Origin of the sequence: Campylobacter sp. CCS1377 (assembly GCF_040008265.1) — a bacterium.
Classification (GTDB): Bacteria; Campylobacterota; Campylobacteria; order Campylobacterales; family Campylobacteraceae; genus Campylobacter_D.
In genome coordinates, this window is the sequence record NZ_CP155620.1 from 1,519,711 (window position 1) to 1,537,286 (window position 17,576).

Annotated in this window: 24 protein-coding genes; 16 read left to right on the forward strand and 8 right to left on the reverse strand. The window is 31.1% G+C overall.

Annotated features, from left to right (window positions below):
• Nucleotides 1-19: 19 nt before the first annotated feature.
• The 7 genes from AAH949_RS07605 (at nt 20) to mnmA (ending at nt 5,417) form a co-directional block, all read left to right on the forward strand.
• Nucleotides 20-376, forward strand: a complete 357-nt coding sequence (locus AAH949_RS07605) for a hypothetical protein (RefSeq protein WP_134237922.1) — start codon at nt 20-22, stop codon at nt 374-376.
• On the forward strand, nt 357-1,049 hold the full coding sequence (locus tag AAH949_RS07610) for an RNA polymerase sigma factor FliA (protein WP_348518393.1): 693 nt from the start codon (nt 357-359) through the stop codon (nt 1,047-1,049). Before AAH949_RS07605 ends, AAH949_RS07610 begins: the two co-directional genes overlap by 20 nt.
• Nucleotides 1,049-2,137: a flagellar motor switch protein FliM gene (gene fliM / locus AAH949_RS07615; protein ID WP_134237920.1), complete on the forward strand. Its 1,089-nt coding sequence runs from the start codon at nt 1,049-1,051 to the stop codon at nt 2,135-2,137. The genes AAH949_RS07610 and fliM overlap by 1 nt, the downstream gene beginning before the upstream one ends.
• A complete protein-coding gene (gene fliY / locus AAH949_RS07620) occupies nt 2,130-2,975 on the forward strand; it encodes a flagellar motor switch protein FliY (protein WP_134237919.1) in 846 nt (281 codons plus the stop codon). Before fliM ends, fliY begins: the two co-directional genes overlap by 8 nt.
• 377 nt (nt 2,976-3,352) lie before the next feature.
• Complete coding sequence (locus tag AAH949_RS07625) at nt 3,353-3,598, forward strand: hypothetical protein (RefSeq protein WP_348518394.1); 246 nt, start codon at nt 3,353-3,355, stop codon at nt 3,596-3,598.
• Between the two features lie 197 nt (nt 3,599-3,795).
• Nucleotides 3,796-4,401 carry a TIGR00730 family Rossman fold protein gene (locus tag AAH949_RS07630; protein WP_348518395.1) on the forward strand — a complete coding sequence of 202 codons (606 nt, stop codon included), beginning with the start codon at nt 3,796-3,798 and terminating at the stop codon, nt 4,399-4,401.
• On the forward strand, nt 4,401-5,417 hold the full coding sequence (gene mnmA, locus AAH949_RS07635) for a tRNA 2-thiouridine(34) synthase MnmA (protein WP_348518396.1): 1,017 nt from the start codon (nt 4,401-4,403) through the stop codon (nt 5,415-5,417). The genes AAH949_RS07630 and mnmA overlap by 1 nt, the downstream gene beginning before the upstream one ends.
• Nucleotides 5,418-5,500: 83 nt before the next feature.
• Here mnmA and AAH949_RS07640 read toward each other — a convergent pair whose 3' ends face one another.
• Nucleotides 5,501-5,749 (reverse strand): helix-turn-helix transcriptional regulator, encoded by a 249-nt coding sequence (locus AAH949_RS07640; RefSeq protein ID WP_134237914.1) that lies wholly within the window; start codon nt 5,747-5,749, stop codon nt 5,501-5,503.
• 95 nt (nt 5,750-5,844) lie between these two features.
• Between AAH949_RS07640 and AAH949_RS07645 the strand changes: the two genes are divergently transcribed.
• Nucleotides 5,845-6,114 (forward strand): hypothetical protein, encoded by a 270-nt coding sequence (locus AAH949_RS07645; protein WP_348518397.1) that lies wholly within the window; start codon nt 5,845-5,847, stop codon nt 6,112-6,114.
• A 2-nt stretch (nt 6,115-6,116) separates the two neighbouring features.
• Nucleotides 6,117-6,353 carry a hypothetical protein gene (locus tag AAH949_RS07650; RefSeq protein ID WP_348518398.1) on the forward strand — a complete coding sequence of 79 codons (237 nt, stop codon included), beginning with the start codon at nt 6,117-6,119 and terminating at the stop codon, nt 6,351-6,353.
• A 7-nt stretch (nt 6,354-6,360) separates the two neighbouring features.
• On the opposite strand, the gene AAH949_RS07655 is transcribed toward AAH949_RS07650, so the two are convergent.
• Nucleotides 6,361-6,582: a hypothetical protein gene (locus AAH949_RS07655; RefSeq protein ID WP_348518399.1), complete on the reverse strand. Its 222-nt coding sequence runs from the start codon at nt 6,580-6,582 to the stop codon at nt 6,361-6,363.
• A 72-nt stretch (nt 6,583-6,654) separates the two neighbouring features.
• Between AAH949_RS07655 and AAH949_RS07660 the strand changes: the two genes are divergently transcribed.
• Together AAH949_RS07660 and AAH949_RS07665 are read left to right on the forward strand one after the other, a co-directional pair.
• Complete coding sequence (locus AAH949_RS07660) at nt 6,655-6,876, forward strand: hypothetical protein (protein WP_134237911.1); 222 nt, start codon at nt 6,655-6,657, stop codon at nt 6,874-6,876.
• Nucleotides 6,877-6,895: 19 nt separating this feature from the next.
• The gene (locus AAH949_RS07665) at nt 6,896-7,111 is read left to right on the forward strand and encodes a hypothetical protein (protein WP_348518400.1); all 216 of its coding nucleotides are present in this window, start codon (nt 6,896-6,898) and stop codon (nt 7,109-7,111) included.
• 481 nt (nt 7,112-7,592) lie between these two features.
• Here AAH949_RS07665 and AAH949_RS07670 read toward each other — a convergent pair whose 3' ends face one another.
• Nucleotides 7,593-7,718 carry a hypothetical protein gene (locus tag AAH949_RS07670; RefSeq protein WP_348518401.1) on the reverse strand — a complete coding sequence of 42 codons (126 nt, stop codon included), beginning with the start codon at nt 7,716-7,718 and terminating at the stop codon, nt 7,593-7,595.
• 83 nt (nt 7,719-7,801) lie between these two features.
• On the reverse strand, nt 7,802-9,610 hold the full coding sequence (locus tag AAH949_RS07675; protein ID WP_348518402.1) for a DASS family sodium-coupled anion symporter: 1,809 nt from the start codon (nt 9,608-9,610) through the stop codon (nt 7,802-7,804).
• A gap of 147 nt (nt 9,611-9,757) precedes the next feature.
• Between AAH949_RS07675 and AAH949_RS07680 the strand changes: the two genes are divergently transcribed.
• From AAH949_RS07680 to AAH949_RS07690, 3 genes are read left to right on the forward strand one after another with little or no spacing between them, the layout of a single operon-like run.
• On the forward strand, nt 9,758-10,450 hold the full coding sequence (locus AAH949_RS07680) for an MlaA family lipoprotein (RefSeq protein WP_134237908.1): 693 nt from the start codon (nt 9,758-9,760) through the stop codon (nt 10,448-10,450).
• 15 nt (nt 10,451-10,465) lie between these two features.
• Complete coding sequence (locus tag AAH949_RS07685; RefSeq protein ID WP_348518403.1) at nt 10,466-11,032, forward strand: ABC transporter substrate-binding protein; 567 nt, start codon at nt 10,466-10,468, stop codon at nt 11,030-11,032.
• 3 nt (nt 11,033-11,035) lie between these two features.
• On the forward strand, nt 11,036-13,459 hold the full coding sequence (locus AAH949_RS07690; protein ID WP_348518404.1) for an MMPL family transporter: 2,424 nt from the start codon (nt 11,036-11,038) through the stop codon (nt 13,457-13,459).
• On the opposite strand, the gene rdgB is transcribed toward AAH949_RS07690, so the two are convergent.
• From rdgB to AAH949_RS07710, 4 genes are all read right to left on the reverse strand, one after another.
• Nucleotides 13,434-14,048, reverse strand: coding sequence for an RdgB/HAM1 family non-canonical purine NTP pyrophosphatase (gene rdgB, locus AAH949_RS07695; protein WP_348518405.1), 615 nt, complete (start codon nt 14,046-14,048; stop codon nt 13,434-13,436). The genes AAH949_RS07690 and rdgB overlap by 26 nt on opposite strands.
• On the reverse strand, nt 14,020-14,514 hold the full coding sequence (locus AAH949_RS07700) for a hypothetical protein (RefSeq protein WP_348518406.1): 495 nt from the start codon (nt 14,512-14,514) through the stop codon (nt 14,020-14,022). Before AAH949_RS07700 ends, rdgB begins: the two co-directional genes overlap by 29 nt.
• Before the next feature lie 72 nt (nt 14,515-14,586).
• Nucleotides 14,587-14,739 (reverse strand): hypothetical protein, encoded by a 153-nt coding sequence (locus AAH949_RS07705; RefSeq protein WP_348518407.1) that lies wholly within the window; start codon nt 14,737-14,739, stop codon nt 14,587-14,589.
• Nucleotides 14,736-15,062, reverse strand: coding sequence for a hypothetical protein (locus tag AAH949_RS07710; RefSeq protein WP_348518408.1), 327 nt, complete (start codon nt 15,060-15,062; stop codon nt 14,736-14,738). The genes AAH949_RS07705 and AAH949_RS07710 overlap by 4 nt, the downstream gene beginning before the upstream one ends.
• Nucleotides 15,063-15,190: 128 nt before the next feature.
• On the opposite strand from AAH949_RS07710, the gene AAH949_RS07715 reads away from it, so the two are divergent.
• Together AAH949_RS07715 and pyrC are read left to right on the forward strand one after the other, a co-directional pair.
• Nucleotides 15,191-16,498 (forward strand): MFS transporter, encoded by a 1,308-nt coding sequence (locus AAH949_RS07715; protein ID WP_134237901.1) that lies wholly within the window; start codon nt 15,191-15,193, stop codon nt 16,496-16,498.
• A gap of 82 nt (nt 16,499-16,580) precedes the next feature.
• A complete protein-coding gene (gene pyrC, locus AAH949_RS07720) occupies nt 16,581-17,576 on the forward strand; it encodes a dihydroorotase (RefSeq protein WP_348518409.1) in 996 nt (331 codons plus the stop codon).

The following is a 17,576-nucleotide window of genomic DNA, read 5'->3' on the forward strand; positions in this document are numbered from 1 at the left end:
TAGCTTTGAAGGATTTGTTATGAAACCAGAAAATTATGTAGCTTTTTTTACAGTCTGTGGTTTTTTTATCGGTTTATCTTTTAGTATCATAAGTATAGAAAGTGCTTTTGATATAGTTTTATTTACAGCTTTGATTACTTTTATTTTTTATGTGATTATTCATATTGCCATTATGAACTTCATTGATGTATATAAAATTAGCGGAAAAGTCTTTAATAAATTACAATACGAAGAAGTAAGCGATGCCATCATCAATGATCTTGCCATGCGTGAGAAAAAAATGGACTATCTTTTAGAAAAACTTAACGAAGAACGAGAAGAACTAAAGAAAAACGATATAAAAGAAAGACGCAAAAATGCTAAAAGAGCCGCCTAAAGCTTATGCACAAGCCTTAAAAAAAGAGCAAGATGAGCTTGTTTTAACCTATATGCCTGCTTTGCGTGCTATGGCATATAGACTTAAAGAGCGTTTGCCTTCAAGTATAGATACCAACGATCTTATTAGCATAGGTGTAGAAGAGATGATAAAACTCTCTCGTCGCTATGATAAAGAGCAAAATGACAATTTTTGGGGTTTTGTAAAAAAACGCGTGAATGGAGCTATGCTTGATTATCTAAGAAGTCTTGATGTGATGAGTAGAAATAACCGCAAAATCATCAAGGATATCAATAATTTAATTGATGAATATTATCAAGAGCATGAAAAAGAGCCTGATGATGAATATTTGGCTAAAAAACTTAACCTTGAAATAGATAAAATCAAAGAGGCAAGAGCCGCACATGCGATAAGCCTTGTTTTGCCCTTAGATGAACAGCTAGAATGCTTTAATGAAGATCGCACAATTGAACGCATCGAAAAAGAGGAGTTGATAGAAAAAATCAATGCTGTTTTAGAAAATCTCAAAGAACGCGATCAATTAATCATTCAGCTTTATTATTATGAAGAATTAAATTTAAAAGAAATCAGCGAAATTTTAGATATCAGCGAAAGTCGCATTTCACAAATTCATAAAAAATTACTGAAAAAAATCAGAGAAAGGCTCGTATAATGGCTGAAATACTCTCTCAAGAAGAAATTGATGCTTTACTTGAAGTGGTTGATGATAGCACAGATTCAACCATTAGTGCAAGCTCAAAAGAAGAGAAAGACGAACGCAATATCGTTGTATATGACTTCAAACGCCCTAATAGAGTTTCAAAGGAACAACTTAGATCCATTAAAGGTATTCATGATAAACTTGCTAGAAATTTGGCATCTCAAATTTCATCTATGATGAGAAGTATTGTTGAAATCAAACTTCACTCCGTTGATCAAATGACTTATGGTGAATTTTTAATGTCTCTACCAAGTCCAACGAGCTTTAATGTTTTTTCAATCAAACCCTTAGATGGAAATTGTGTTTTAGAGATTAATCCAAGCATCGCCTTTCCTATGATAGATAGACTTTTAGGTGGACAAGGGGAAGGCTATGAGGCTTTAAGGGAACTTACGGATATTGAAATCAATCTTTTGGATTCTATTTTGCGTATTGTAATGCAAAGATTAAAAGAAAGTTGGGCAACGGTAACTGAAATTTATCCAAGCATTGAAGCAAAAGAATCAAGTCCAAATGTCGTTCAAATCGTATCACAAAATGAAATCGTTATTATGGTGGTAATGGAAATTATCATAGGAAATTCAAGCGGTATGGTCAATATTTGCTATCCTGTGGTGCATTTAGAAAGTATTTTGAGTCGCTTGGCAAATCGTGATATTATGATGGGTGAAACTTCGGCTAAAAAATCGCGTAATAAAGAGCTTAAAACTCTAATTGGTCGTGCTGAAGTGGTATATGAAGCTATTTTAGGAAAAACCCTCATTAGCGTAAGTGAATTTTTAGATCTTAAGCAAGGTGATATCTTGCGTCTTGATCGAGAAGCTGATGATAAGGCTATTGTAAGCATTGATAAAAAAGATGTCTTTTTAGCACAAATTGGCTTGCATCGCTTCAGAAAATCCATTAAAATTATAGAACTCATACGCACCGATAAAGATGAGATTAAAGAAATTTTGGAAAAATACGAAGAAGAAAGAAAAGCAAAAGCTAGCGTCTATGATGATAAAGAAGACTTAGAAGAGGAAGAAAACGATGATTAATGAATTTTTAAAAATTTTCACAGCAGAATGCTCCAACACCATAGAAGGTTTAACAGGGAAAAAACCAAATTTTAGCGAATATCAAGAATACGATGTTACCAACCAAGACACCGTAAAACTCCCTTTAGTGCGTGCTACTTTTGAAGTAAGTAGTGGTGGAGAGATAGGAATTTTAGCTAGTGCGGTATTAATGAGTGCTATTGGCGAATGGATGATGGGAGAGGAAGAAATCTCTAAAAACGATCAATTAAATGCCGATGAAATGGATGCTGCTAAAGAGGCGATTTTAAATATCATTTCGGCTTTCTCTACGACTTTAGGAGCACAAAAAGACATACCAAAACTTGATTTTGAACTTGATAAATTTGACTTTGTATCCGAAAATTTAGATTTAAAACCTTTTTATAAACTTTATTTTTTTGATATAGAAATAGGAGAACTTAAAGAGACTCTTGCTTTAATTTTAGATAAAAGAATTTATAGCTTGCTTGATAAAAAAGCAAGTTTTGAGCAAGACTTTATTGAACACAAAATGCACCATGATGAAGAAAATTCAAGCGTTAATATAGCTGATGAATTAAGAAATATCAACTTAATCATGGATGTAAGACTTCCTATACGCGTAAGAATAGGCAATAAAAAAATGCTTTTAAAAGATGTTTTAACCATGGATATAGGCTCGGTTGTGGAGTTAAATCAACTCGCTAATGATCCACTTGAAATTTTAATCGGAGATAAGAGAATTGCTTATGGAGAAGTAGTCATTGTAGATGGAAATTTTGGAGTGCAAATCACTGAAATTGGCTCCAAAAAAGAAAGATTGGAACAATTAAGATAAAAATCATTTCTGCCGATTTAGCATAAAAGTTAAAAAGGCAGAAAATGCAAATAAGAAATTCTTACTCGAACTTAGTTATTTTTGGTATAACTACAAATAATTTATAAATAAAAATACCGCTCAAACTCCAAACGATAAAAGCAAGTCAAATGTTGCAAATTTAGATGAACTTCTAAAATCTTACAAAGAATATTATGATGAACTTACAAAAGAAATTCCTATCACTAAAGGCTCTATACAAGATCAAATTCTAAAGGGTGAGTTAAGCGGGGAAGATTTCAAATCGCTTGAAGATTTTAAAAGTAAGAATAAAGCTTCGGTGCATTGGATAGATGAAGATTTGCAAAAAGAATATGTAAAAAATTTATCATACAAGTATGAGTATAGAAGAATTTAAACAAAAATGGCTAGAACTTCAAGCCAAACACGACGCTAGATTTGGTGAAATTGCCGAACAAAACAGAAAAGATATCGGGCAAATACAAACCGTACAAGAACAATACAATACCCAAAAGGAACAAGAAACAAAAACTTTCAAATCTATACAAGCAGAAAGTAAAAGCAAAACTTACAAAGATGAAGTAAAAACAAATTTTTGGGAAAATTTTTTAAAAGTCCAATAAGAAAACGGAATGGATATTTTAGAAATCTTAGAAATGTTAAATAAACAAGGTTTAGACATTAAAGCCTAAAAATTCAAAGCACGAAAAAAACTTAAATTTTAAGCAATAAATAATTTTTATATTTTTATTTATGATAAATAAAGAACTTATTATGAATTTTTAGCTAAAATACGCAGTTATTTTTGCAAAGGTGATAAATGAATACGCAAATACTCAAAGATTTAGAGCAATTTTGTCAAATACCTAGTTTTAACAAAGCAGTTACATTTTTTGGTTCTGCAAGATTAAAAGAGGATAATTTTTACTATCAACAAGCCAAAAATTTAGCCAGTTTATGCGTCCAAAATAATTTTTGCGTCATTAGTGGTGGGGGTGGAGGCATTATGCGTGCAGCTAATGAAGGTGCTTTGGTAGAAAAAAAGAACACAGATTTTATCGCTTCTGTGGGACTTAATATTTTATTGCCTCATGAGCAAAAATTAAACGATTTTGTAGAATACAACATCACTTTTGAGAGCTTAGCCATACGCAAAATGGCTCTTATTGAAAAGAGTCTAGCTTTTGTGGTTTTCCCAGGCGGCTTTGGAACACTTGATGAATTGTGTGAAATTCTCACACTAAAACAACTTGAATTCAAAAAAAATGTTCCTATTATCTTGTTTGGGAGTGAATTTTGGCAAGGCTTTGATGAGTTTGTCAGAAATTCCTTACTTGAACTTGAAGTCATTTCTAAAGGGGATGAGTTAAAGTATAAAATTACTGACGATGTTAATTTCGTAATTAATACTTTAAAGGAACTTTAATGAAAATTTTAGTCGCTATGAGTGGTGGGGTTGATAGCACGGTCACCGCTTATAAACTTAAAAATGCAGGACATGAAGTTATAGGTTGTTATATGAAACTTCATGGTAAGCCAAATTATCACGAAGAAAATATCAAAAAAGTAGAAAAAGTTGCCAATTTTTTGCAAATTCCTTATCATATTTTGGATTTGCAAGAAGATTTTAAAAATAAAGTTTATATGCCTTTTGTAGATACTTATAAAGAAGGCAAAACACCTAATCCTTGTGCTTTGTGTAATCGCTTTATCAAGCTTGGAAAACTTTTAGAATTTGCTAAAAATTTAGGCTGTGAAAAACTTGCCACAGGACATTACGCAAGACTTGAAAATAATCTAATAAAAACCGCAGTAGATGAAAGCAAAGATCAAAGCTATTTTTTAGCTAGTGCAGACAAAGAAGCTTTAAAATATCTTATTTTTCCACTTGGTGAAATGAAAAAAGAAGAGGTAAAGAAATTTGCTTCAACTATAGAAATTTTAAAATCTTTTGCAACTCAAAAGGAAAGTTCTGAAATTTGCTTTGTTGAAGATACTTATGTGCAAGTTTTAGATCAATTTATGGACACAAAAATCCCAGGCGATGTGCTAGATAGTAGTGGTAAAGTCGTAGGAAAACACGAGGGCTATATGCACTATACCATAGGCAAAAGGCGTGGATTTGAAGTGCGTGGGGCTCATGAGCCACATTTTGTTTTAAAAATCAATCCTGAGCAAAATCAAATCATCGTTGGCACCAAAGAAGAGTTGAAAATCAACGAATTCAACCTAAAAAATATCAATCTTTTCATTGATGCAAAAGAACTTGAATGTGAAGTAAAAATCCGCTACCGCTCAAAATCCACACCTTGTAAAGTGATAATAAATGAAGATAAAAGCGCGAAAATCACTTTAAAAGAAAGCGTTTATGGACTTGCTAGCGGGCAAATGGCGGTATTTTATGATGATGATAAAGTTATAGCAAGTGGCTTTATAGAGTGAGTTTGTAATTTAAATTTAACTTGAAATTGCATTTATTTTATTAAATTTTCTTACTTGAATTTGCTTGGTAAAACTGAGTAAATTCAAAACAAATCCTTGACTTGAATTTTTAAGCTTTTGCAAATTTTGTATAAATGCTCTAAATTAAAATGCTTTCCGTAGCGGTTATTTTCGCAGTTTGAATAAAAAGCCACTGATTTTATACCAATATCTAAAGCCAAATCAAGCTGTGAAATACCTTTTTTCTCTCTGATTTCTCGAATTTTACTTGAAATATCTTTGTGAAAATTTAAAATTTCTTCTTCGCTGGAATTACTAAAATTCTCTTTCAATTTTTTATCCTATAGGATTAATTTAAATTTAAACTTTACAAAGATATAATTTTTTTTAATATATCCTATAGGATAAATTTTTAGAAAGGGAGATTATGATAAAGAAGATCATTTGTGGAAATGCGATTTTTGGTCATGGTAGAAAAAGGATTTTTGATACTAATAATACAAATAAACCAAAATATTCAGAAAGTAATGGCAAACTTAAAGTCGTTTTGTTTAACGAAAAAGATGGAAAACAAAATAATTTTAGATTTACTTGCTCTTTAACAAACAAAGAAAAGGTAGATGAGTTTTTAACAAGAGACACACAAGAAAACTTGATGATAGTTTTTAAAGGTGAAGTTGAATTTAGAAAGGAATAAAAATGAAAAAAACTTTGTTATTGTTGTTAGTTTTGACAAATTTTAGCTTTGGCTTTAATGGAGATTGCAGTTTTGAACAAAGTGAATATGAAATGGCACTAAGACAATTTGAGTGGGAGCAAGACGAGTATACATATAATCGCGCTATGCGAGCTCAAGAGAATTTGGAACAATGCTACACAAATCTACGTATGGAATTAGAAAATGTAGCAAATCAATTAAGAATAATGGGATATTAAACTAAATTTAAATTATTAAAAAAGGAAAAACAATGAAAAAAATTATACTGAGTTTTATATTGCTTGTTGCTCTAGCTTGCATAGCTAATTTTATGGGATTTTTAGAACTTCTTGTATATTTAATGCCAAGTTTTATATTTACTGCATTGATTGCATTTGTAGTGTACAAGTTATTATCCAAAATCAAAGATGAAACTCTGCGTTCATTATCATTTGTTATTGCATTCATCTTGTTATTAATCTTTTTTTTTATACACTATAAATAATCTTCTTTCAAACATACACTAAATAAAGAGTTAAAATGCATATTATCGGCTTACTTAGCATAATTTTAATTATGGTTTTTATCATTTTGCTGGTAAAATTTTGGGAAATTTGGGCTGTAATTATTGGTATTATCGTCGCTCTTGGTATAATAGGTTTAATTTACGAACATAGAGATAGTGTCGGCGAAATTCTTAAAGTATTTTTTGGGATTATGATAATTCTTGGCATTATTTCAGCTATTATTTCAGCTTTGTAACTTTTCATCAAGGAAACAAATGCAAAAATTAATTTTATTATTTTCTTTTCTTAGCTTTGTTCATGGGATTGATTTAACTTCCATAATTGATAGTGATTTTTTTCAAAGCTCTAGGCATTATAGATCTAGTGGCGACATTTCCAAACTAGACTCTTTGCTAGGTACAATCACTTCTTTTGTTGTAAAATCAATATTTGTTATAGTTGTTTTAATTTTAATCCTAAGTTATTTTTAAAAAAAGTTCAAATAAACTCCAAATCACTCAAGCTTCAATTTGCTTTTTGCTATGCTGAATTATTTTTTCACTATATTAAACTATTACTCCGTCATGTTGAGCCCAGCGAAACATCTCTATTTTTTAGTCATTTCACCCCAACCGTCATTATTCTGAATGAATGCGAAGAATCTTTATTAAAACACTTGTTTTCTCTTTAATAAAATACAACTTCTTTATTATAGAGATCCTTCAGTCGCTTCATTCCATCAAGATGACGAAGTTATCTCACTCTTTTGTGATGATAAATTTGCTTCCTTAGGATAATAGAAGATGTATTATTATTCATAATGATAGAAAATACATTTTTTTGCAAGAGTGCGTCAGTGATTGTTTAAATTTGGTTTTATTTGGAATATATCAATCATTTGTCTTTATAATGTGTCCTACAACCCACAATATAAATACAATTCTCATCACTATAATAAACCAAAACAGTGCTTTAAATCAATGCGCCTTGAAAACATTCTAATGACTGTTGTATATCAAGTCCCAAATCATTAAAAAGCTCATCAGCTTGCTTTTTTAACTCGCTATCGACTCTAAGTTGTAATAAAATACTTGCCATATCTCATCCTTTTTTAAGTATTTTGATATGGCATAATATATTTTGATGGAATTTATATGTAATTTTTATAATTTGTCAGAATTTTAATAAAACCCTAAAACTTTCCACCAAAGAAGTCCAACACTTATCATCACTATCATATCCACAACAGAAATGACAAAACCAACGCCCCACCATTTTTTAAGACTCACATAATTTGTCCCAAAAATTACTGGAGCTGTTCCTGTAGCATAGTGTGTTAAAGCCATCATAACATTACCTGCAGTAATCATGATAAAAGCATAAAGAAGTGGCGGCGCTCCTAAAGCAAGCCCTGCACTATAAAACACAAAAAACATCGCTGAAATGTGCGCTGTAGTTGAGGCAAAGAAATAATGTGCATACAAAAAGGCAATGGCTAAGAAAAACATAATAGAAATTTCACCTAAGCCCATAATGGACGCTAGAATTCCTAATTGCTCTGCTAAAAACTGCGTTACGCCGAGTTTTCCAAGCATGGTTGCCATCATTACAAGCGCTGAGAACCAAATTAAAGTATTCCAAGCTGCCTTTTCAGCTAAAACTTCTCCAAAGGTTAAAACCCCACTTAAAAGCACTAAAGAAAGCCCAAATAAAGCTACCGTTGTGGCATCAAGAGAAATTCCAAACAACAAGCCCAAAGCTCCAGCCCATAAAGCAAGTAAAAGCAAAAATACGCCAAGCATTATCTTTTCGGAGCGTTTCATTGAGCCAAGTTCTTTTAATTTTCCTTTTGCAAATTCAGAAGCATTTGGAGTGGATTTGATTTCTGGTGGAGCAAGGAAATAAATCACCAAAGGCATAACAAGCATAGCAGCAATACCCGGTAAAAACATACCTAAAGCCCATTGCGCCCAGCTTAAATGTATATCCATATTCGTTGCTTGAGCGACTAAATCAACGACTAAAGGATTTGGCGCAGTTGCTGTGATAAACATCGTAGAAGAGATAGGATTAGCTTGAAAATTCACCAAAGAAAGATAAGTACCAATTTTACCTTGAGTTCCATCTTCAGGAGTGGATTTAAACGAACGACTAATAGCTTGGACGATAGGATTTATGATAGCTCCAGCTCTTGCAGTGTTTGAAGGAGTGACTGGGGCTAAAACTGTTTCACTAAATACAATAGAATAAGCAATTCCTAAAGTTTTCTTACCAAAAATACTAATAAAATAATAAGCAAGCCTTTCGCCAAGCCCCGTTTTAATCACACCACGCGCAACGATAATAGAAACAACAATGAGCCAAATGAGTGAATTTGAAAAACCGCTTAACGCATCTTTAATGCCTGTTTTTGACTTGAGTTTTGAGATGGCATTATTTACTTTTTCATCGATTTGTTTTTGAGGCATTATTTTAAGCGCCAACTCATTTAAAGCTTTGATTTTACTTTCTGCAAGAAGTTTCTTATTTTGCGTTGCAGAGGTTTTTTTGGTGTAAAGTTTAGAAAGCTCCGTAATCTGTAAATCTTTATGCAAAGATGATGAAGTAATGGCCTCAACTTCTGCTTTTAAACCTTTTTGTGTGTTTGCCTCCACTAAAGCCGCCAAACTTACTTCCTGTATAGCCTTGTCCATAGCCGCTTTATGCGAATTTGACTGATCTTGCATGACTATAGTTTGCAAGGTTTTAATCTGCGTTTCCCTAATGGAGCTTTGCGGAGTGGTAATGCCAGTAATTGCAACAATGGCAATGGCGATTAAACACACTGCGCCCAAAGGCATTACTTGTAAAATTACTGCCATAATTACAGCAATAAAAAGCCCTAAAAAGTGCCAAGAATTTTCCTCTAAACCCATAGGAGCTGGAGTGAAATAAAAAATTGCTACAATCAAAAGACATAGCAACAACATAGGAATTTTCTTTTTTTCCATATTTATCCTTAGTTTTAAATTTGCATAAATTGTAAGCAAATATATTTTAATCAAATCTTAAATATACTTTACAAAATAAGTATAAAAATTTATTGATACAATCTGTAAATTTTGAGTATAATTAAAGTTTTGCTTTGGAGAAATTTAATGTTTAAAAAAATTATTTTTTTAATGCTTTTTAATTTAACTTTAGCACAAGCCAATGTAAATTTAGATGAATTTGAACAAGAATATCAAAAATATCAAGTCAACGATCCACTATCAGGATATAACAAAGCAATGACAAGTTTTAATGTGACTTTGTATGATTATAGTTTTAGGCCTATTTTAAAAGGCTATAATGCCATTACTCCTGAATTTGTGCGAGTGGGAACGAGAAATTTCTTTGATAATTTAATCTTTCCTTTAAGATTTATAGGCAATGTCTTGCAGTTTAAATTGGCTAATGCTGGGGAAGAAATTAAAAGATTTAGCGTTAATACCGTTTTTGGATTTTTTGGTTTTATTGATGCGGCAAGTAAAACAGGGATACAAAAACATCCTGCTGATATAGGAAGTGTTTTAGCACACTGGGGAGTTGGAAATGGTTTTCATATCGTTTTACCTGTGCTTGGACCTAGCAATTTAAGAGATACTTTAGCTTTAAGCGCTGATTGGTTTTTGGTGCCGACAGCTTATATTGATCCTACTTGGTTAAGCGTTGGAGTAAGTGCATATGGCTTTGGCAATGAACTCTCTTTTAGAACAGATGAAATCGATGAAATTTATCATAATACTCCAAATTTATATCCATTTTTGCGCGATGCTTATGAGCAAAGACGCATAAAACTTAGTCAATAAAGAAAGGTTTAGTAAATGAAAATTTTTGCATTATTACTCATTTTAAATTTAACATGCTTTGCTTTAAAACTTGAAAATATTTCAACTACTATGCAAACTAATATTGATAAAAGTTTGCAAATTTTAAGTCAAAGCAAAGGTGATAAAACTTTAGTTGCAAAAGATATTTTTGCTTTATTTGATGAAATTTTTGATTATAAGCTTATGGCAAGATTGAGTCTTGGAAAATTTTATGAAAAATTAGATAAAAACGAACAAGAAAAATATGAGAAAGCCTTTGAAACAAGTTTAAAAAATAGCTTTACAAGCAAACTCACACTTTATAAAGATCAAATTCTTAAAGTCAAAAAAGGCGAACAAAAAAATGAAAAAAGATATTTTTTAAGCACCTCTATGATGATAGATGGGGAAGAAAAATTTGTGATTTTTAAATTTTATAACAACCAAAACGATTGGCTGATTTATGATGTTGATGTTTTGGGTGTTAGCATTGTGCAAACTTATAGATCGCAATTTGAAGATCATTTGAAAAATGAAAAGCTTGAAACTTTGATTACAAAATTAGAAAATATAAAAATTTAATAAATGTTAGTCAAATTTTTTAAATTTTTAATCACCTACCCAAAAAGCGTATTTTTTGGCACTTTGCTTATATGTATTATTTTAAGCTCTTTTGCTTTTAAGCTTGAAGTGGATGCAAGCGCAGAAAGTCTTTTACTAGAAGATGATAAAGACTTAAAAATTTTTAGAGAATTTTCTAAGCATTATAAAAGTGATAATTTTCTCATGCTTTCTTTTAAGCCAAAAGATGAAAAACTTTTTAGCAAAGAAAATCTTGATAAACTCACGCAACTTCATCAAGAATTAGAGCAAGTAAAGGGCGTTGAGCGCGTCTTTAGTATGATAAATGCCCCTTTGCTTCAAAGCTCAAGTACACAAGATCTTAAAGAACTTTTAAAAAACATTCCTACCATACAAAATAAAGACATTAATCTCACAAAAGCTAAAGAAGAGTTTTTAAACAGTCCTTTTTACAAAAACAATATCATTTCAAAAGATGCCAAAACCACAGCCTTAATCATCTATTTAAAAGCAGATGCAAAATATTTAGAACTCATTGATTTAAGAGATAAGGCTTTAAGTGAAAGTGAAAAAAATCACTACCGTCTTGCCCTTAACAAACACCAAGAAAAACAAAACGCCATTACAAAACAAATTTTAAACGATATTAAACTCATACAAGAAAAATACAAAAAAAGTCAAGATGAACTCTATCTTGGCGGAGTCAGCATGATAGCTGATGATATGATTACTTATATTAAAAATGATTTGCTTGTTTATGGAGCGAGCCTAGCCCCACTTTTAGCTTTAGCTTTGTGGGGCTTTTTTAAGAAATTGCGTCTTGTGATTTTTCCTTTGTTTGTGTGTTTTATTTCTTTATTTAGCGTGAGTGGATTGTTTGCTTTAATGAATTTTAAGATTACGGTTATTTCATCAAATTATGTTGCCTTAATGCTTATCATCACTCTTTCTGTGGTTATACACTTGATTTCTCATTTTACCCAACTGACCCATAAATTTTCACATTCTAAAATTCAAAGACTGATCTTAGCAAGCTTGCTCGCTAAATCAAAGCCTAGTTTTTATGCTATATTAACAACCATTATTGGTTTTTTAAGTTTAATGTTTTCAGGCATTGAACCCATTATAAAACTTGGCATTATGATGAGTTTAGGTATTAGCGTGAGTTTAGTTTTATCTTTTGTCTTTTTTGCTAGTTTATTTATGCTTTTAAAACCTATTGCGTATCCAAAAAATAATTTCAAACTACACTTACTTCAATTTTGCACTCATACGTGTTTTCATCACAGAAAAACCATTTATATCATTAGTGCTTTAATTTTTATCTTATCGCTTTATGGTATTTTGCAACTTAGAGTGGAAAATTCTTTTGTGAATTATTTTAAAGATGGTAGTGAAATTAAAGAAGGCTTACTTGTGATTGATAAAAATTTAGGTGGAACTCTGCCTTTGGATATCATCATTAAATTTAAAGATCAAGATCAAAATATCACAGGAAATGAATTTGATAGTTTTGAAAACGAGTTTGCTTTCTTAGCTCAGCAAAATACCTACTGGTTTAATTCTCACAAAACGCGTATCGCAAAAAAAGTACATGAATTTTTAGAAAATAAAGAATTTATAGGCTCTGTTCTTAGCTTAAATAGTCTTTTGAGTTTAGGTAAAAGCATTAATAACAACCAAGATTTAGACGATTTTGCTCTAGCCTTTTTAAATGAAAATTTACCCGATCGCTTCAAGCAAGATTTATTGTCTCCTTTTGTGAATATCACGCATAATGAATTGCGTTTTAGCTTACGCATTATGGATTCTCATCCTTTGCTTCAAAGAGCAATTTTTCTTAAAGAGCTTGAAAACGAGCTTAATATTTTACTGGCTAAAGACGAAGTTAGTGTGCATATAACAGGCATTATGTTACTTTACAATAATATGCTTCAAAGTCTTTTTAAATCGCAATTTAACACTCTTTCTTTTGTGATTTTGGCTATTTTTGTGCTTTTTGTTTTGATTTTTAGAAGTCTTAAGCTTTCTGTGATTGCAATTTTTAGCAATATCATTGCTTTGGGCGTTATTTTTGCTTTAATGGGACTTGCTAATTTACCTTTAGATATTATGAGTATTACCATAGCTGCCATTTGTATAGGCATAGGAGTTGATGATACCATTCATTATATTTATCGCTTCAAAAAAGAATTAAGGCACAATAATCTAGAAAACGCCATACTTAAAACGCATTATTCCATAGGCTCAGCGCTTTATTACACAAGTTTTAGTATAGTGCTTGGTTTTAGTGTGATGGTAAGTAGTAATTTTATCCCAACCATTTACTTTGGGCTATTAACACTTTTTATTATGATGCTTTTGCTTTTAAGCTCTTTAATCTTATTGCCAAGCTTACTTATCACTTTTCGTTATAAACTTTTTTGATATTTTTTAGAATAAATTTTGCATTTTGTAAGGCTTTAAAACGATGAGAAATTTGATTTTTTTCATCATTGCTAAGCTCGGCTAAGGTTTTATCAAAACCCTTTGGGATAAAAAGACTATCATAGCCAAAGCCATTTTCACCTCTTTCCTCATCAATCACGCGCCCATGCATACTGCCATGCACACTAAATTCACCCGCAAAAGCAACCATAGCAATGGCAGCCATATAATGAGCCTTACTTTCTTTATAGCCCTTTTCTTTCATTTGTTTTACTAGCTCATCGCGGTTGCTTTTATCATCTCCCTTGCCACTAAATCTAGCAGAATAAATCCCTGGCTTACCGCCCAAAATATCAACACAAATTCCGCTATCATCACTTAAAACAAAAAATTCATTTTTTTGTCTTTCATTTAAAGCATCAAAAACCGCTCTTGCTTTTATAAGAGCATTTTGCTTAAAACTTGTGCCATACTCTTCTATCTCAAAAGGCTTTAAAATTTCATCAAAAGCATAAACTTCAAATTCTTTTAAAAGCTCTTTTATTTCGAGGACTTTATGTTTATTGCTCGTTGCTAATAAAATTTTCATCTTGCTCCAAAAAATTCACTATTTTTTTTAAATTATCTTTTTTAATACCTTGCCAAACCAAGAAAAAATCGACCAAATTCCAAATAAATAAAACAAAAAAACCTAAAAAAGCTACAAAAAGAGTCATCACCGCTTGTATATCATCCGAATAATCAAGTTCGTCAAATGCGGCAATCTTTATCGCAATAGCTATAAATATCCACACAAAAGATAAAATCCAAAAAACAATTTTCATAATGCCAAGAAAAATATCGCCTTTATACAAACGATCCAAACTAAGTCCGCATAAAATCCAAGCAGGGATAAGTCCAAGAAGAAGCCCTATAATAGGATTTTTAAAATTTAAAAACTGAATTTGGGTTATTTTTTCATCACTCAAAGCTTCAATTTTATCTTTATAAGGCATCAAAGATACAACTTCAACTTTACCTTGAAGAATCAATAATAAATTTTGAAAACTAACCATATTTACTCCTTTATTAAAATGAGTATCATACTTTTTTCACTCTTTTAAAGAAATAAAAAACATAAAATATTTTTAATTTTGCTCCAAAAAATTCACTAATTTTTTTAAATTATCTTTTTTAATACCTTGCCAAACCAAGAAAAAATCGACTAAATTCCAAACAAAAAGCAAAGATAAAGTTATCATATAAAAGCCAGCAAAATCGTGGTTAATTTCTAAATTCAAGCCAAAAAACCACATACAATAAGCAAAGGAGTGCTACAAAACCAAAGCAAAAATTTCACAACACCTAAAATCTTATCTCCTTTATAAAAACGGTCCAAACTAAGTCCAAAAAATAAAAACGCAGGGACAATGCCCCACACAAAAGCCTTAAGTGGAGTTTTAAAATCAAGTAAAAGTAGTCTATTTATTTTTTCCTTAGATAAAGCATTAATTTGAAACTTATAGGGAAAAAGTAAATTAAAATCGATCTTATCATATGTGAAAACCGCCACAAGGTCAAAAAAATCCGTGTTAAATTCTAAAGAATTATCATTTTGGCTCATTTCTTTCCTTATTGATAAATTTTTTCAAAAATCTTACACAAAAACCCTTTAAAGCTTAATAATGTATTAAAGCATTTCATAGTAAAATTATCCTATTTTTGATTTTAATTTTTTAGGAAATTGCAATAATGCTAAATAATGTTTTACCTCTATCTTTTATCGTTGGAACAAGATTTTTTGGGCTTTTTATCGTTTTACCTGTACTTAGTCTTTATGCACTTGAACTAAAAAACGCAAATGAATTTTTAGTAGGACTTTTAGTGGGTGTTTATGCCTTAACTCAAATGGCTTTACAAATGCCTTTTGGAGTTTTAAGTGATAAAATTGGACGCAAAAAAGCCATGTTAATAGGACTAATCATTTTTATAATCGGCTCTTTAATCTGCTCATATGCAGATGATATTTATACTATGCTAATAGGCAGAATGCTTCAAGGTGCAGGAGCTATCGGAGCAGTGGCTACGGCCATGATAAGCGATTTCATTACCGAAGAAAATCGTGGCAAGGCCATGGCAATAATGGGATCTTTTATAGGACTTTCTTTTGCAGCTTCTATGGTGATTTCTCCTTTAATGAGTGCTAAATGGGGGCTATCTAGTCTTTTTGATTTAAGTGTAGCTTTATCACTTTTATGCATCATCTTACTTTTTACAGTCATTCCAAAAGAGCATAAAATCACCCATGAAAATAGCAAAACACCTTTCTTTCATCTCATTAAACAAAAAAATTTAGCCTTAATGAATTTTACAAATTTTATGCAAAAAATGCTTATGAGTATCGCGTTTTTGAGCATTCCCATTATTTTAGTTAAACATTTAGGTTTTGATGAAAACAAACTTTGGATTGTTTATACTGCTTCAATGATAGCAGGATTTTTAGCTATGGGTTTTGCTGGAAGTCTTGGAGAAAAAAGAGGCTTGGCAAAACAAATTTTACTTTTAGGTATAGGATTTTTCATACTCTCTTACCTTCTTTTTGTGTTTGCAAATTCCATTAGTTTTTTCATCATTGCTGTTGTGATCTTTTTTATAGGTTTTAATCTGCATGAACCTATCATGCAAAGCTGTGCTTCTAAATTTTGCAAAGTACATGAAAAAGGAGCTGCATTAGGGCTTTTTAATGCTTTTGGGTATGCTGGAAGTTTTGTGGGTGGCATTGTGGGTGGAGCGTTTTTACACCTTGATAAATTAAATATTTTAGCTGTGATTTTAGTGATTTTAGCTGTGATTTGGCTAGTGGCTTTGTTTTATTTAAAAAACCCTTTTGAATTTAAAAACCTTTATCTGCCTTTAGAAACACCTTTAAATTTTAGTGAATTTAGTAAAAATCTAGGCATTGTAGATATTTATAAAAACTCAAAAAATTTAGTTATAAAATATGATATTTGCTTGATAAATCAAAAAGAATTGGAAGAAAAATTAAATAGTATAAAATGAATTTTTCATCATTTTTAAGCCTTTTTTATAGCTTTTATTTTAGTTTTATAGGATAAAATTTGCTATCAATTTAGGAGAAAAAATGACACTTAAAAACCCACTAGATATGCACTTACATTTAAGAGATGAGAGTATGCTTGAACTTGTTGCACCTCTTAGTGCAAAGGATTTTCGTGCAGGCGTGATTATGCCAAATTTAGTCCCGCCAATTTGTGATTTAGAAGGTTTAAAAGCTTATAAAATGCGTATAGTAAAAGCTTGTGGGGATGAAAATTTCACTCCCTTAATGACACTTTTTTTTAAAAACTATGATGAAAAATTTCTTCAAAGTGCTAAGGATGAAATTTTTGGCATTAAGCTTTATCCTGCAGGTATTACTACCAACTCAGATAATGGAATTTCAAGTTTTGATATAGAAAAGTTAAAACCTACACTAAATACTATGAGTGAATTAAACATACCTTTGCTTGTGCATGGAGAAACAAATGATTTTGTAATGGATAGAGAAGCAAATTTTGCTAAAATATATGAAAAATTAGCTAAAAACTTTCCAAAATTAAAAATTGTAATGGAGCATATTACTACTAAGGTTTTGTGTGACTTGTTAAAAGATTATGAAAATTTATACGCAACTATCACTTTGCACCATTTAATGATAACGCTTGATGATGTAGTGGGTGGCAAGATGGATCCGCATTTATTTTGCAAGCCTATTGCAAAACGCTATGAAGATAAAGATGCTTTGTGTGAGCTTGCCTTTAGTGGCTATGAAAAGGCTATGTTTGGAAGCGATAGCGCACCTCATCCATTACACACTAAAGAATGCTGTGGATGTGCGGCTGGTGTATTTAGTGCACCCGTGATTTTACCTGTATTGGCTGAACTTTTTGAAAAACACTCAAATGAAGCAAATTTACAAAAATTTATTTCAGATAATGCTTGTAAAATTCATAATCTTAAATTTGAAAAAGATAAAATCATCACTTTAGAAAAACAAGAATGGCAAGTAGCGCAAAAATACGGCGATGTGGTGCCATTTATGGCAGGAAAAACTTTAAATTTCAAAGTCGCAAATTAA